12 protein-coding genes are annotated in these 14,362 nt (G+C 58.2%); all 12 read left to right on the top strand.

The window, feature by feature from the left end:
* The first annotated feature begins 17 nt into the window (after nt 1-17).
* Nucleotides 18-1,103, top strand: coding sequence for a 3-phosphoserine/phosphohydroxythreonine transaminase (serC, locus tag ACXI0U_RS05290; RefSeq protein ID WP_431483836.1), 1,086 nt, complete (start codon nt 18-20; stop codon nt 1,101-1,103).
* Nucleotides 1,103-2,197: a prephenate dehydratase gene (gene pheA / locus ACXI0U_RS05295; RefSeq protein WP_374980271.1), complete on the top strand. Its 1,095-nt coding sequence runs from the start codon at nt 1,103-1,105 to the stop codon at nt 2,195-2,197. The genes serC and pheA overlap by 1 nt, the downstream gene beginning before the upstream one ends.
* Before the next feature lie 25 nt (nt 2,198-2,222).
* A complete protein-coding gene (hisC, locus tag ACXI0U_RS05300) occupies nt 2,223-3,335 on the top strand; it encodes a histidinol-phosphate transaminase (protein ID WP_431483837.1) in 1,113 nt (370 codons plus the stop codon).
* Nucleotides 3,328-5,568 carry a bifunctional prephenate dehydrogenase/3-phosphoshikimate 1-carboxyvinyltransferase gene (locus tag ACXI0U_RS05305; RefSeq protein ID WP_431483838.1) on the top strand — a complete coding sequence of 747 codons (2,241 nt, stop codon included), beginning with the start codon at nt 3,328-3,330 and terminating at the stop codon, nt 5,566-5,568. The genes hisC and ACXI0U_RS05305 overlap by 8 nt, the downstream gene beginning before the upstream one ends.
* Nucleotides 5,568-6,254, top strand: coding sequence for a (d)CMP kinase (cmk, locus tag ACXI0U_RS05310; RefSeq protein WP_021221180.1), 687 nt, complete (start codon nt 5,568-5,570; stop codon nt 6,252-6,254). Before ACXI0U_RS05305 ends, cmk begins: the two co-directional genes overlap by 1 nt.
* Before the next feature lie 363 nt (nt 6,255-6,617).
* The gene (gene rpsA, locus ACXI0U_RS05315; RefSeq protein ID WP_043243257.1) at nt 6,618-8,297 is read left to right on the top strand and encodes a 30S ribosomal protein S1; all 1,680 of its coding nucleotides are present in this window, start codon (nt 6,618-6,620) and stop codon (nt 8,295-8,297) included.
* A 149-nt stretch (nt 8,298-8,446) separates the two neighbouring features.
* A complete protein-coding gene (ihfB, locus tag ACXI0U_RS05320; protein ID WP_165671254.1) occupies nt 8,447-8,731 on the top strand; it encodes an integration host factor subunit beta in 285 nt (94 codons plus the stop codon).
* A 1,071-nt stretch (nt 8,732-9,802) separates the two neighbouring features.
* Complete coding sequence (locus ACXI0U_RS05325) at nt 9,803-10,096, top strand: MBL fold metallo-hydrolase RNA specificity domain-containing protein (RefSeq protein WP_431484855.1); 294 nt, start codon at nt 9,803-9,805, stop codon at nt 10,094-10,096.
* A 174-nt stretch (nt 10,097-10,270) separates the two neighbouring features.
* Nucleotides 10,271-11,698 (top strand): mannose-1-phosphate guanylyltransferase/mannose-6-phosphate isomerase, encoded by a 1,428-nt coding sequence (locus ACXI0U_RS05330; protein ID WP_431484856.1) that lies wholly within the window; start codon nt 10,271-10,273, stop codon nt 11,696-11,698.
* Between the two features lie 131 nt (nt 11,699-11,829).
* A complete protein-coding gene (locus ACXI0U_RS05335; RefSeq protein WP_431483839.1) occupies nt 11,830-12,372 on the top strand; it encodes an HAD hydrolase family protein in 543 nt (180 codons plus the stop codon).
* Nucleotides 12,369-13,538 carry a class II D-tagatose-bisphosphate aldolase non-catalytic subunit gene (locus ACXI0U_RS05340; protein WP_431483840.1) on the top strand — a complete coding sequence of 390 codons (1,170 nt, stop codon included), beginning with the start codon at nt 12,369-12,371 and terminating at the stop codon, nt 13,536-13,538. The genes ACXI0U_RS05335 and ACXI0U_RS05340 overlap by 4 nt, the downstream gene beginning before the upstream one ends.
* Complete coding sequence (locus ACXI0U_RS05345; protein WP_431483841.1) at nt 13,535-14,359, top strand: glycosyltransferase family protein; 825 nt, start codon at nt 13,535-13,537, stop codon at nt 14,357-14,359. Before ACXI0U_RS05340 ends, ACXI0U_RS05345 begins: the two co-directional genes overlap by 4 nt.
* Nucleotides 14,360-14,362 lie beyond the last annotated feature (3 nt).

The following is a 14,362-nucleotide window of genomic DNA, read 5'->3' on the forward strand; positions in this document are numbered from 1 at the left end:
ACCCAGTGAGAGTGGATGTGAGCAAGCGAGCCTTTAACTTCTGCGCCGGCCCGGCCGCGCTTCCGGAAGCTGTCCTGCAACGCGCCCAGGCGGAACTCCTCGATTGGCAAGGCAAGGGCCTCTCCGTCATGGAGATGAGCCATCGCAGTGACGATTACGTCGCCATCGCCGAGAAGGCCGAGCAGGATCTGCGCGACCTGCTCTCCATCCCCTCCAACTACAAGGTGCTGTTCCTCCAGGGCGGTGCCAGTCAGCAGTTCGCCGAGATCCCGCTGAACCTGCTTCCGGAAAACGGCGTGGCCGACTACGTCGAGACCGGCATCTGGTCGAAGAAGAGCATCGAGGAAGCTGCCCGCTACGGCCGCGTCAACGTTGCTGCCAGCGCCAAGGGCCTGGACTACTTCGCCATTCCCGGGCAGAACGACTGGAAACTCAGTGCTGATGCCGCCTATCTGCACTACGCCTCCAACGAGACCATCGGTGGCCTGCAGTTCGACTGGATCCCCGAGACCGGCGATGTGCCGCTGGTTGTGGACATGTCTTCCGACATCCTCTCCCGCCCGCTCGATGTGTCCCGCTTCGGCCTGATCTACGCCGGCGCACAGAAGAACATCGGCCCGAGCGGTCTGGTGGTGGTCATCGTCCGCGAAGACCTGCTGGGGCGTGCCCGCTCGTCCTGCCCGACCATGCTCAATTACAAGGTCGCTGCGGATAACGGCTCCATGTACAACACGCCGGCGACCTTCTCCTGGTACCTCTCGGGCCTGGTGTTCGAGTGGCTGAAGGAGCAGGGCGGCGTCGAGGCCATGGAGCAGCGCAACCGCGCGAAGAAGGAACTGCTCTACGGCTACATCGACAAGAGCGACTTCTATACCAACCCGATCGCGGTGAATGCGCGTTCGTGGATGAACGTTCCGTTCCGCCTGGCCGATGAGCGCCTGGACAAGGACTTCCTCGTCGGTGCCGACGCCCGTGGCCTGCTCAACCTCAAGGGCCATCGCTCGGTGGGCGGCATGCGTGCCTCCATCTATAACGCCGTTGGCCTGGATGCGGTCGAAGCCCTGGTGGCCTACATGGCGGAGTTCGAGAAGGAGCGCGGCTGATGTCCGAGCACGAACTGAAGGCCCTGCGCCTGCGTATCGATAGCCTCGACGAGAAGATCCTCGAGCTCATCAGTGATCGCGCCCGCTGCGCCCAGGATGTGGCGCGGGTGAAGATGGCCGCTTTGCCAGAAGGCGAAAAGCCGATCTTCTATCGCCCTGAGCGTGAAGCCTGGGTGCTCAAGCACATCATGGAGCGCAACCAGGGGCCGCTGGGCAACGAAGAGATGGCGCGGCTGTTCCGCGAAATCATGTCGTCCTGCCTGGCGCTGGAGCAGCCGCTCAAGGTCGCGTACCTGGGGCCGGAGGGTACTTTCACCCAGGCTGCGGCGATGAAGCATTTCGGTCACGCGGTGATCAGCACGCCGATGGCGGCTATCGATGAGGTGTTCCGCGAAGTGGCGGCCGGTGCTGTCAACTTCGGCGTTGTGCCGGTGGAGAACTCCACCGAGGGTGCGGTCAACCACACCCTGGACAGCTTCCTCGAGCACGACATGGTCATCTGTGGCGAGGTGGAATTGCGTATCCACCATCACCTGCTGGTGGGGGAGACCACCAAGACCGACAACATCACCCGCATCTATTCCCACGCACAGTCCCTGGCCCAGTGCCGCAAGTGGCTGGACGCGCACTACCCGAACGTCGAGCGCGTGGCTGTTTCCAGTAATGCAGACGCCGCCAAGCGGGTGAAGAGCGAGTGGAACTCCGCCGCCATCGCTGGCGACATGGCCGCCAGCCTCTACGGGCTGACCAAGCTCTGCGAGAAGATCGAGGACCGCCCGGACAACTCCACGCGCTTCCTCATCATCGGCAGCCAGGAAGTGCCGCCCACCGGCGACGACAAGACCTCGGTCATCGTTTCCATGCGCAACAAGCCCGGCGCGCTGCATGAGCTGCTGGTGCCCTTCCACACCAACGGCATCGACCTGACCCGTATCGAGACCCGCCCCTCCCGCAGTGGCAAGTGGACATACGTGTTCTTCATCGACTTCATCGGCCATCACCGCGATCCGCTGATCAAGGATGTGCTGGAGAAGATCAACCAGGAAGCCGTGGCGCTGAAGGTGCTGGGGTCCTACCCGAAAGCGGTTCTCTGAACCCAAGAGATTCCAAGGAGCGCCCATGAGCTGCGACTTCCTCGCCCTGGCACAGCCGGGCGTGCAGAAACTTTCGCCTTACGTGCCGGGCAAGCCGGTTGATGAGCTGGCCCGCGAGCTGAACCTCGACCCGGCCGGCATCGTCAAGCTGGCCAGTAACGAGAACCCCTTGGGCCCGAGCCCGAAGGTGCTCGAGGCCATTCGTGCCGAGCTGGCCGAGCTGACCCGTTACCCGGACGGCAATGGCTTCGAACTCAAGCGCCGTCTGGCCGAGCGTTACGACGTCCAACCCGACCAGGTAACTCTGGGCAACGGCTCCAACGACATCCTCGAGCTGGTGGGCCGCGCCTACCTGGCTCCGGGGCTGAACGCGGTCTTCAGCGAGCATGCTTTTGCCGTCTATCCCATCGTCACCCAGGCTGTCGGTGCGACTGCCAAGGTGGTGCCGGCCAGGGAGTGGGGGCATGACCTGCCGGCGATGCTGGCGGCCATCGATGAGCAGACCCGCGTCGTCTTCGTCGCCAACCCGAACAACCCGACCGGTACCTGGTTCGGCCCGGAAGCGCTGGATGGTTTCCTCGCCAAAGTGCCGGAGAACGTGCTGGTGGTGCTGGATGAGGCCTATATCGAGTATGCATCGGGCGATGAGCTGCCTGATGGTCTCGACTACCTGGCGCGCTATCCGAACCTGCTGGTCTCCCGCACCTTCTCCAAGGCTTTCGGCCTCGCTGCGCTGCGCGTCGGCTACGGGATTTCCTCGGCCCGTGTCGCCGATGTGCTGAACCGTGTGCGCCAGCCGTTCAACGTCAACAGTCTCGCCCTGGCAGCCGCGTGCGCGGCCCTGGCGGATGTGGATTACCTGTCCGAAAGCCGTCGTCTCAATGATGCCGGCATGGCGCAACTGGAAGACGGTTGCCGCGCGATGGGCTTGGGGTGGATTCCGTCCCGTGGCAACTTCATTGCCATCGATTTCGGTCGTGATACTGCCGGGATCAACAAGGCCTTGCTGGCTGCTGGCGTTATCGTGCGCCCGGTGGCCGGCTATGGCATGCCGAACTTCTTGCGTGTTTCCATCGGTCTCCCCCAGGAGAACCAGCGCTTCCTCGACGTTCTGGGGCAGGTGCTTGCCCGTGGCTGATGTCATGCCGCTGCAACAGCGTTCTCCTAAGCTCGGGCGCCTCGTGGTGATCGGGCTTGGCCTGATCGGCGGCTCCTTTGCCAAGGGGCTGCGTGAGAAGGGGGCGTTCGATGAAGTCGTGGGTGTCGATCTGGACGCCGAGTCGCGCCGCCTGGCCGTGGAGCTGGGCGTGGTCGACCGTTGCGAGGTCGATCTCGCTGCCGCCTGTCAGGGGGCTGCGGTGATCCAGCTCGCCGTGCCTATCCTGGCCATGGAGCGCCTGCTGAAAGAGCTGGCGCAGCTCGATCTCGGCAATGTGGTGCTGACCGATGTCGGCAGCGCCAAAGGCAATGTCGTGCGTGCCGCGCGCCTGGCTTTCGATGGTATGCCGGCGCGTTTCGTGCCCGGGCACCCCATCGCCGGCTCCGAGCAGAGCGGGGTGGAGGCGGCCAATGGCGCACTCTTCAGTCGCCACAAGGTGATCCTGACGCCTCAGGATTCCACCGATGCCGACGCGCTGGCTCTGGTCGATGCGCTCTGGCGCGAGCTGGGTGCCGACGTCGAGCACATGCAGGTCGAGCATCACGACGAAGTGCTTGCCGCCACCAGCCACTTGCCGCATCTGTTGGCATTCGGCCTGGTGGATTCGCTCGCCAAGCGCAGCGAGAACCTGGAGATTTTCCGCTATGCCGCCGGTGGCTTCCGCGACTTCACGCGGATCGCTGGCAGTGATCCAGTCATGTGGCACGACATCTTTCTCGCCAACCGCGAGGCCGTGCTGCGGGTGCTGGACGCATTTCGTGGCGACCTCGACGCCTTGCGCGACGCGGTCGACGCTGGGGATGGGCATCAACTGCTGGGCGTTTTCACTCGCGCCCGCGTCGCCCGCGAACATTTCAGTAAAATCCTGGCCCGCAGGGCCTATGTGGACGCCATGCACAATAACGACCTGATTTACCTGGCCCAGCCGGGTGGCCGCCTTTCCGGGCGTATCCGCGTTCCGGGCGACAAGTCCATTTCCCACCGCTCGATCATGCTCGGCTCCCTGGCCGAAGGCACGACCGAGGTCGAGGGTTTCCTCGAGGGTGAAGACGCCCTGGCGACCCTGCAGGCGTTCCGCGACATGGGGGTGGTCATCGAAGGCCCGCACCATGGTCGCGTGACCATCCATGGCGTTGGCCTGCATGGCCTGAAGCCGCCGCCCGGCCCGTTGTACCTGGGTAACTCCGGTACCTCCATGCGCCTGCTCAGTGGCCTGCTCGCCGCCCAGCCGTTCGACACCACCCTGACCGGCGACGCTTCGCTGTCCAAGCGCCCGATGAATCGCGTGGCCAAGCCGCTGCGCGAAATGGGCGCGGTGATCGAAACTGCCGCCGAAGGCCGTCCGCCAATGGTCATCCGTGGTGGCCAGCGCCTTACCGGCATGAGCTACGAGATGCCGATGGCCAGTGCTCAGGTCAAATCCTGCCTGCTGCTCGCCGGTCTCTATGCCGCCGGTGAAACCTCCGTCACCGAGCCCGCGCCGACCCGTGATCACACCGAGCGCATGCTGCAGGGCTTCGGCTACCCCGTTGCCGTGGATGGCAGCACTGCAACCGTGGAAAGCGGTCACAAGCTGTCTTCGACCCATATCGAAGTGCCTGCGGACATTTCCTCGGCAGCCTTCTTCCTGGTCGCCGCGAGCATCGCCGAGGGCTCCGAACTACTGCTGGAACACGTGGGCATCAACCCGACCCGTACCGGCGTGATCGACATCCTCAAGCTGATGGGCGCCGATATCACCTTGGAGAACCAGCGCGAAGTGGGTGGCGAGCCGGTTGCTGATATTCGCGTGCGCGCCGCGAAGCTCAAGGGCATCGATATTCCCGAGGACCTGGTGCCGCTGGCCATCGACGAGTTCCCGGTGTTGTTCGTCGCTGCCGCCTGTGCCGAAGGGCGTACCGTACTGCGTGGCGCCGAAGAACTGCGGGTCAAGGAATCCGACCGTATCCAGGTCATGGCTGATGGCCTGGTGGCGCTGGGCGTGAAGGCCGAGCCGACCCCGGACGGCATCATCATCGACGGCGGGGCCTTCGGTGGTGGTGAGGTCTGGAGCCACGGCGACCACCGTATTGCCATGTCCTTCAGTGTCGCTTCGCTGCGGGCGGGCGGGGCAATCCGTATCCATGATTGCGCCAACGTCGCGACCTCCTTCCCGAACTTCCTCGGGCTGGCGGCGCAGGTCGGCATCCAAGTCGCCGAAGAGGGCAAGTGATGAGTACTGCAGCGCCGGTCATCGCCATCGACGGCCCGGGTGGCTCGGGTAAGGGCACGGTCGCGGGCTTGCTGGCCAAGCGCCTCGGCTGGAACCTGCTGGACTCCGGTGCGCTTTATCGCCTGCTGGCCTTCGCGGCGCGTAACCATGGCGTCGACCTGACCAACGAGGAGTCGCTGAAGGTTCTGGCGGCGCACCTCGATGTGCAGTTCCTCTCCAATGCCGGTGGCGTGCAGCGGATCATCCTCGAAGGTGAGGACGTCTCCGACGTCATCCGCACCGAGACGGTGGGGGCGGGGGCTTCGCAGGTTGCCGCATTGCCGGCGGTACGCGATGCGCTGTTGCAGCGTCAGCGTGCCTTCCAGGAGGCGCCTGGCCTTGTCGCCGATGGGCGCGATATGGGGACCGTGGTGTTCCCCGATGCGCCGCTGAAGATCTTCCTCACCGCCACTGCAGAAGAGCGTGCGCGCCGCCGTTATCTGCAGCTGAAGGGCAAGGGCATGGAAGTCGAGATGGCTTCCCTGCTGAACGAGATCATCGAGCGGGATGAGCGTGATACACAGCGCTCGGTTGCGCCGCTCAAGCCCGCCAAGGATGCACTGATCCTCGACTCCACCCATCTGAGCATCGACGAGGTGCTGGAGCGGATTCTCGCGGCTTTTGCTGATCTGGGGCTGGATGACTGATCGGATATCTACGCCGACAACGCCGCGGCCCCCGGTCGCGGCGTTGTCGTTTTCACAGCGACCAGGGCATTGGCGATCCGTCGGGCTGAATGCCCGGCTTCGCCAAGGCGTGGCAATTGACGGCAGTCAGCCTCATTGCTAACATTCCAGCCCTTATGTCGGCTTGATTTCTCTCGTTAGAGGTCGAGCCGGTTCTGATTCCGAAAGGATGTGCCTCATTGCCAGTCATCCGACTGAGCGTGGTGCCGCAGGGGTGGAACGGGATACCAGTTAACGTCCCTTTCACCTTTAATCACTGACTTGACCGCATTTGCTGGTAGTGCGGAATAGGGCCTTTAGTGGCCTTTGACTACAGGTATGATCATGAGCGAAAGCTTTGCAGAACTTTTTGAAGAAAGCCTGAAATCCCTCGACATGCAGCCGGGTGCCATCATCACCGGCATCGTGGTCGACATCGACGGTGACTGGGTCACCGTGCATGCTGGCCTCAAGTCCGAGGGCGTCATCCCGGTCGAGCAGTTCTACAACGAACAGGGCGAGCTGACCATCAGCGTGGGTGACGAAGTTCACGTTGCGCTGGACGCGGTAGAAGATGGCTTTGGTGAAACCAAGCTGTCCCGCGAGAAAGCCAAGCGCGCCGAGTGCTGGATTGTTCTGGAAGCTGCTTTCGCTGCTGAAGAAGTGGTCAAGGGCGTTATCAACGGTAAGGTCAAAGGCGGTTTCACCGTCGACGTCAGCGGCATCCGCGCGTTCCTGCCGGGCTCCCTGGTGGACGTCCGCCCCGTGCGCGACACCACTCACCTGGAAGGCAAAGAGCTCGAGTTCAAAGTCATCAAGCTCGACCAGAAGCGCAACAACGTTGTCGTTTCCCGCCGCAGTGTCCTGGAAGCCGAGAACAGCGCCGAGCGTGAAGCTCTGCTGGAATCCCTGCAGGAAGGCCAGCAAGTCAAAGGTATCGTCAAGAACCTCACTGACTACGGCGCATTCGTTGATCTGGGCGGCGTAGACGGCCTGCTGCACATCACCGACATGGCTTGGAAGCGCATCAAGCACCCGTCCGAGATCGTCAACGTTGGCGACGAGATCGACGTCAAGGTTCTGAAGTTCGACCGCGAGCGCAACCGCGTCTCCCTGGGCCTGAAGCAACTGGGCGAAGACCCATGGGTTGCCATCAAGGCTCGCTACCCGGAAGGCACCCGCGTAACCGCGCGCGTTACCAACCTGACCGACTACGGCTGCTTCGCAGAGCTGGAAGAAGGCGTGGAAGGTCTGGTGCACGTTTCCGAGATGGATTGGACCAACAAGAACATCCACCCGTCCAAAGTCGTTCAGGTTGGCGACGAAGTGGAAGTTCAGGTTCTCGACATCGACGAAGAGCGTCGTCGTATCTCCCTGGGTATCAAGCAGTGCAAATCCAACCCGTGGGAAGACTTCTCCGGTCGCTTCAATAAAGGCGACAAGATCTCCGGCACCATCAAGTCGATCACCGATTTCGGTATCTTCATTGGTCTGGAAGGCGGCATCGACGGCCTGGTTCACCTGTCCGACATTTCCTGGAACGAAGTTGGCGAAGAAGCCGTACGTCGTTTCAAGAAAGGCGACGAGCTGGATACCGTCATCCTGTCCGTAGATCCGGAGCGCGAGCGCATCTCCCTGGGTATCAAGCAGCTGGAAGACGATCCGTTCTCCAACTACGCCTCCCTGAACGAGAAGGGCACCATCGTGCGCGGTATCGTCAAGGAAGTTGATGCCAAGGGCGCTGTAATCACCCTGGGCGATGACATCGAAGGCATCCTGAAAGCCTCCGAAATCAGCCGTGATCGCGTTGAAGACGCGCGCAACGTGCTGAAAGAAGGCGAAGAAGTCGAAGCCAAGATCATTAGCATCGACCGTAAGAGCCGCGTCATCAGCCTGTCCGTCAAGTCGAAAGACGTGGACGACGAGAAAGACGCAATGAAGGAACTGCGCAAGCAGGAATCCGAGAGCACTGGTCCGACCACCATTGGTGATCTGATCCGCGCTCAGATGGAGAACCAGGGCTAAGTCCTGATTCCTTCATCAAAAAGGGCGGCCTAGGCCGCCCTTTTTGTTGCCTGAGTTTTACCCTCGGTTATTAGGGCTGTTCAAAGCTCCGTGGTCATGCTAAAACCGCGTAGAGCTGATCTAGCCGCTTGATATAGAAGGGAAAAACCATGACCAAGTCGGAGTTGATCGAACGAATCGTTACCCATCAGGGCCAGCTTTCCTCGAAGGATGTGGAGCTTGCCATCAAGACCATGCTCGAGCAGATGTCCCAGGCATTGGCCACGGGGGATCGTATCGAGATACGCGGCTTTGGCAGCTTCTCCCTGCATTTCCGTGCGCCTCGCACGGGCCGTAATCCCAAGACCGGAGAGTCCGTCCGCCTGGATGGGAAGTTCGTGCCGCACTTCAAGCCGGGCAAGGAGTTGCGGGATCGGGTCAATGAGGACGAGTGACACCGCTTGTCCTTCTCGCGGGAGTGATTTTCATGGCTGGGCGGCCATCTGGTGTCATGCTATTGAGATCATGGAAAACCGGCAAACTGTGCGGGCTTTTACTGGGCGCGCCGCTGCCAAGTCTTCAGTCAACTAGGTAAACTTTCACTCTCTCAGTTGCCGTCCGCATTGCTGGGCTGAGCCCCTTTATATTTCGCCAGCGTTAAAGGATTGACTCGTGCGGTCTGCCTCCATTGTTCATCACGATTTCGTAACAGGCGTGAGCATGCGCTGCTCATTGGCTGTGGTCTCTTTCAAGGGGCCGCCCCCCCCCCAAGGCCGGGCAGGGGCTATTAGGCTCGCAATCGGCTTCTCCCTGGGCGGCGCCCTGCAAATAGTAGTTCAGTCTGATCTTAACGCCGTAGCTCAACGCTCGCATTCGCTTGCAGCGTGCTGAGTACATTCTCGGCTCGGCCTGTGTCGAGCTTGATCTGCAGTACGCCGAGACGGGCGATAAAAACGCATCGTGTTCTCGGTGTCGCTCCATGCGCCAATCCTCCCAGCACCTAAAGCCCTATACAAAGCCGATATCCTGGTTATAAAGCACTTGCAGCGACCGCTTGCATGAGGATCGCCGCAGCCGATGTGCGCGACTGGAAGAAGTGCTCGAACGTGTGCTAAGCAATTGGGGCGTGATCATGATCCTGGCCTTTAGCATTGGTCGTACTCACGAGCTCTAGGAGCTTGAAGACATCATTCATCGCAGAGCACTGAAGAGTCTGCCAAGGTCCAGTCAGCTACTTCAAAACCAAGCACCAGCAAAGCAACGGTGCTCGATTGGACAAATTCGCCCATCATTCTCGACTCCCTGCTGGTCAGTACTTTACAGCAGTGTATCGCGAGCTTGATCACATCTGGGATGCAGGGGGCGAGGGCACGTGTAACCCACTAGCTTTCCGTAATCTGCTCATGATCGATAACCACCAGGCCCACCATACCGCAAAACGCTCGGCAGGCTCGCGGGCAACGGTATGTGTTCCAGTGGGCATATCGTCAACTACCTCAAAGCCATGTAGGGCTATACGCGGCATGATGTGCTCTACGTTGGCTGTCAGGCAGGTGACACGACTGCGCGGCAGATCCAGCGTTTTGACCCTCGTAGTTGAGGAGCAGCGCTATGACATTTGGGCTCAGGTGCATATCATAGGCGGTTATTCAGCTCATGCCGATCAGTCAGGGCTAGTGAGGTTTGTCACTCGTATGAGTGCGTGGCCGAAATTCATCTGGTGCATGGTCGCAAGCTGGCTAGGCATGCTTTGGCTGATGCATTGCGAGAACGCTATGTTAGTCAGGGCAGTGATGTGGACATCTAGTGTCGGGTGTTGATGAGGAGACAGGGGGTGAGATGAGCCTTTGCCAGTCCTTTGTGCAGGGGCTTGGTAAATCTGAGGCTTTGTCTCTCCAGCTAGACTTTGATTGAGTCGGAAACAAGCCGGCTTGTCATTGCCTGCATAAAAATACATAACATAGGTTCAGCGTTTCATTATGACAACCAGCCCCATTCAACCGGTAGTGCTGTGCGGTGGATCAGGTACGCGACTGTGGCCCTTATCCCGTTCAGGCTTTCCAAAGCAGTTCCTATGTTTGGTAGGCAATGACAGTCTGTTCCAGCAGTCTATCAAGCGCCTTCAGGGCGGTAGTGGGGCAAATAATGCGCCTGCTTCATCCTACATCGTGTGCAATGAAGACCACCGCTTTTTGGCTCAAGAGCAACTCAGGGAGCTTGGGGTCGACAATGCAACATTTCTTTTAGAGCCAGTAGGCCGTAATACTGCGCCGGCGCTGACTCTGGCTGCTTTAGCTGCGCGCGATACAGGCACAGACCCAATACTGGTGGTTACCCCGGCAGATCAAGCTATCACTGACGACGAGGCCTTCCGTGCTGTGATGTATCGGGCGGTTGAATCTGCGAGTGAAGGTAACATTGTCATTCTTGGCATTACGCCTGATAGACCTGAAACGGGCTATGGCTATATCAAAGTGGCCATTAACGACGAGGCAGTTGTTGCCGTTGAGCGTTTTGTAGAGAAGCCTGACCGGGGCACCGCTCAAGCCTATCTGGATGAGGGCGGTTACTACTGGAATGCAGGCTTATTCGTACTAAAGGCATCGGTATGGTTGGCGGCTTTGGAGAGCTTTAGGCCCGATATTCTTCAGGCTAGCGTGAAGAGCTGGGCTGGCAAGCGAATTGATGGAGCTTTCATTCGGCCTGATAAAGAAGCTTTTACGGCTATCCCCAGTGAATCGATCGATTACGCCGTCATGGAGAAGTGCCCCGGCAGTGCCTTACCCATCAAGATGCTACCGCTGGATGCCGGTTGGAGTGACCTAGGCGCTTGGGATTCCGTATGGAGCGTCTCGCCCAAAGACGATAAGGGTAATGCCCTTCAGGGCGATGTACTCATAACCGAAAGCGATAATTCGCTCGTACATGCCAGTAGCCGTCTTGTTGCACTGGTCGGCGTTGATAATCTCGTGGTGATCGAAACAGCGGATGCCGTTTTGGTTGCAGGCAGAAGTCGCTGTCAGGACGTTAAGCAGATAGTGAGCCTGCTTAACCAGCAGTCTCGTGAGGAGCATACTCTTCATCGCAAGGTTCATCGCCCTTGGGGTTGGTATGACAGCATCGATGAGGGCGGGCGCTTCAAGGTCAAGCGCATACAGGTCAACCCCAAGGCGAGCCTTAGCTTGCAAAAGCATCATCACCGAGCTGAGCATTGGATCGTCGTGCAGGGCACCGCAGAAATTACCCGGGGTAGTGAAACACTGCTGCTCACTGAAAACCAGAGCACATACATTCCGCTAGGAGAGGTGCATCGCCTCGCCAATATTGGTTCAACACCTCTAGAGATTATTGAGGTACAGTCCGGAAACTACCTCGGAGAGGACGACATTGTCCGTTTTGATGATGAATATGGGCGGGGATAACGTGTCGCTGTTCGTTAATGACGTGTAGAGGTGAAAGTAGTGAGGGGCGTAGAGTGTTTAATAGCGCCATTAGGTGTAAGAAGTCTCTCGTGCGAATAATCGTGTTATTGTGCTGTTGAGGTGGGGTTTATATGGGTAACGAGCTTAAACTTCCTGAAAAGAAAATTTTTATTCTTGATGTTGATGGTGTAATGACCACCGGGCATTTTTTATACAGTGCCGAGGGTAAGGTCATGAAGATATTTGGTCCGGATGACAATGACGGTTTGTCTTTGCTTAGAAGTTTCGTAGATATCCGATTTGTCACTGGAGACAAGAAAGGTTTTTCGATCAGTAAAAAGCGTATTGTTGACGATATGGGGTTTGAGCTGGATATCGTCAGCACGGTGCGTCGTGCTGAGTGGATCGCCGAGCGCTATCCCCTTGAGTCTGTCATTTATATGGGAGACGGAATCTTTGACCATTATGTGATGGCAAAGGTCGGTTATAGCATCGCGCCAGCCAATGCAGATAAAAATGCTAAGGCATATGCCTCCTACATCACTGAGCGATCGGGCGGTGATCGTGCCGTTGCAGAGGCCGCTCTGCATCTCTTGGATAAGTTCTTTACCCCTTTCAACCCTGAGCAACTGCCTAACGCCCAGCAGAAACTCTCTGGAGAGTGGACCGTATGATTCATCAGCGCTTGCAATCTTTTTTGCAGAAAAGACACTGCACACTTCTCGGTGTTGGACCGATGAGCGTCAACTGTGTTGATGCAACCATCGAGTTGGCCAACGAGCACGAGGTTCCGATCCTGATGATTGCCAGCCGACGTCAGATCGACTCGGAAGAGTTTGGCGGTGGCTACGTGAATAATTGGACCACTGAAGAATTTGCTCGTTATGTCACGGATAAGGACAAGAAAGGCAAGATCCTCTTGGCGCGTGATCACGGTGGCCCATGGCAGAATACCCGTGAGAAGGACGCACAGTTAGGGTTGCGCCGCGCGATGGAGTCGGCTAAGTCGTCTTATCGCTCGGACATTGCTGCGGGTTTCCAGGTGCTGCACATCGACCCCAGTGTTGATATCCATGGTCAGCCAGATGTTGATGAGGTTCTGGACCGCGTGTTTGATCTTTACGATTATTGCTGGTCACAGGCGCAGCAGCATAATCGTGAGATCATTTTCGAGGTGGGCACCGAAGAACAGAGCGGAAGCACGAACTCTCAAGAAGAGCTCGACTACACACTGAACGAGATCAACAAGTTTTGTCGCAAGAACAGGTTTGATCCGCCCGCATTTGTGGTTATTCAATGCGGCACACGGGTAATGGAAATGCGCAACGTGGGGTCGTTCGATTCACCCGTGCGTGTGGCCAATGAAATTCCTGCTGAAATCCAGCTGCCGAAGATGATTGAGATCTGTAATCGTCATGGCATCTTCATGAAAGAGCACAACACCGATTATCTTTCCGATGAGGCGTTGCAATGGCATCCGCGTCTGGGTATTCACGCGGCCAACGTTGCACCCGAATTTGGCGTGGCAGAGAGCAAGGCTTTGGTCAGAGTGCTTGAGGACAATGGTCTTCATGAGCTGGCAACGCGCTTTCTAGCACTGGCTTACGAGTCGAACAAGTGGGATAAGTGGATGCTTGATGGCTCTACTGCCACCGATCGTGATCGCTCGTTGATTGCTGGGCACTATGTATTTTCGACACCTGAGTGCAAAGAGTTGAAAGTCGAGGCTGCCCAGTTACTGGCTCGTAAACAAATTGATCTGGAAGCGCATCTCAAGCAGCAGGTCAAGAACAGTATCCTGCGCTATCTGCGTAGCTTCCGTCTGGTGAGGTCAGCATGAAGTCAGTCGCAACCATCATCCTGAATCGTAATCTGCCAGATGTAACTGATCGGTTGTACGAACATTTGCTTGAGCACGATGGCGAGTTGACCGATATCTATGTTGTAGAGGCCGGCTCCGATGCTGACAAGCTCAGCCGCCATGCCACTTGGCACGCCACTAGCCCGGAAGTCATGCAGAATGGCCTGCGTTACAGTCGCGGTATGAACTATGGCTTGGTCCAGTTGCTGAAGGAAGAACGTTTTTCCAAATATGACGCGTTCTTTCTGCTGTCCAACGACACAGAGTTGCGAGCTGGGCCGACCCTGGCGCCACTGCTTCGTATTCTTGCGGAGCAGCCGCGTATTGGTATTCTCTCGCCATGCTCCGAACGCTGGGGCGAACGTCTGTTGCTGAAGCAGGAAACCACCAAATATTTCTGGTTTATTCATAACAACGCTTATTTATTGCGCCGTCAGTTCATTGAGAGTATTTGCGAAACCGACGAGCCGGATGAGATGAACTTCCTGTTTGACGGAAGCAACTTCCGTGGTTATGGGTCGGAGCATGAATTGATTGCTAAGGCTTACGCCAACGACTGGGCGGCTGCCATTACCGCCGAGGTGTGGGCGGGGGAGAACGAGTCCTATTTGTTGGATCATGCGGACGAGATCAAAACCGAAGGGTACGAAGAGAATCTTCAGTTGTATGTCGCCGAAGGCCGCCGCTGGATGCGCCGTAAGTACGGTTTTCCTAGCCAGTGGTCGATGCAGCAGTACGTCAAAGGCTTCTACGACAAGTTCTTTGAGTTCCACCCCGAATATGCCCAATACAAGGTTTGAGTG

This window comes from Pseudomonas sp. C9D1 (genome assembly GCF_056491235.1).